1 protein-coding gene is annotated in these 1,266 nt (G+C 60.7%); it reads right to left on the bottom strand.

The window, feature by feature from the left end; genetic code table 11:
- Nucleotides 1-1,266 (bottom strand): TonB-dependent receptor (locus tag B2W52_RS18815; RefSeq protein ID WP_286803895.1); only part of this gene is annotated, 1,266 nt, incomplete at both ends.

Here is a 1,266-nt window from a genome sequence, read left to right as displayed (position 1 = left end):
ACTCCAGCTCGCTCACCCAGAGTTGCTCCGGCAGACCTGGAATAGCGTTGCCGCTGGCGTCGTTGCCCTGCTCATCCACAAAGTCCCTTAGCTCGTAATCCGCCAGGGTCAGCGCGCTGGTTACCCGCCAGGCGTACGAAAGGTCCCAGGCCAGACCCAGTTCAAAACCATTGCGACGGGTTTCGCCGGCGTTTTCGTAGAAGGTCTGATCGCCCACGTTAAAGGGCAGGATCTCGTCCTCCACCCGGATGGAGAACAGGGCCATGTCATAGCTGAGGCCACGGCCAAGCATGCCGCGCATACCCATCTCGCGATTCAATGCCTGCTGCGGCTCCAGCTCGGGATTGAAGCCGCCGCCATTCGGATTGGCAAACTCGGTAAAGGTGGGTGACTCGAACGCCGTACCGAGGGTGGCGTATACCTGGTGCGCCGGTGCCAGCTTGTAGCTGATACCGGCAACGCCACTGTATTCCCGGAAAGTCCGGTTGCCCGAATCATCGTTACCGTCTTGCAGCCAGTCGTCGTCAATGGCCAGACGCAACCGGTCGAACCGCACGCCAAGGGAGACGTTGAGTGCGTCGCTCAGCGCCAGGTCGCCCTGGCCAAACACCGCCACATTGGTAGCACTCTGGTTTTCCGCCTGGGTCTGGCCGGTGATATCGCCATCGATAGACACCGAATAGCGGCGCCGGTCGTCGGACTGATGGTGAACATCCAGGCCGGTTACCCACACCAGAGGCAATCCGGCCAGCGTCGATTCCTGCTGATACTGGGAACTGATGCCGTAAAAGTGCCGGTCGTAGGCTATGCGGCTGCTTCCGGGAAACGGCAACTGCTGTGCGAAATCCCGGTGAGTGTAGAAGGTATCGAGGGTGAGTTGGCCGGGAAGGACGCCCGAGTCTTCAAATCTTACACCCAGGGTCTGCTGGTTCACGGTCTGGCTGCTGTCCAGCCTCTTGGCCAATGCGGTGGCCTGCTCCGGATCTTCTTCGGCCTGGGCCAGGGTGAGCCCACCCGGATCTTCGGATTTGGGGTTATGCAGCGCGTTGAATGTGGCGGTTATCCGCCGTCCAGAATCCAGATCCCGTGCCACACGGGCGTTGAACAGTGCTTTCTCTGCCTTGCTCTGCTCCCGGTGGCCATCAAAGGTCAGCCAGGAAAGCGTTGCTATGCCGCTGGTATCACCATCAACGCCATTTCCCTGTATCGCGGCCTTGCGATAGTCGTCACTGCCGCCATCGAGCCGCAGCCGACCGCCCTGGGGCA

It is taken from the genome of Marinobacter sp. UBA2498, from assembly GCF_002341575.1.
Lineage (GTDB): Bacteria > Pseudomonadota > Gammaproteobacteria > Pseudomonadales > Oleiphilaceae > Marinobacter > Marinobacter manganoxydans.
The sequence above is the reverse complement of the archived record's forward strand: the minus strand, read 5'-3'. Positions and strand labels throughout refer to the sequence as shown.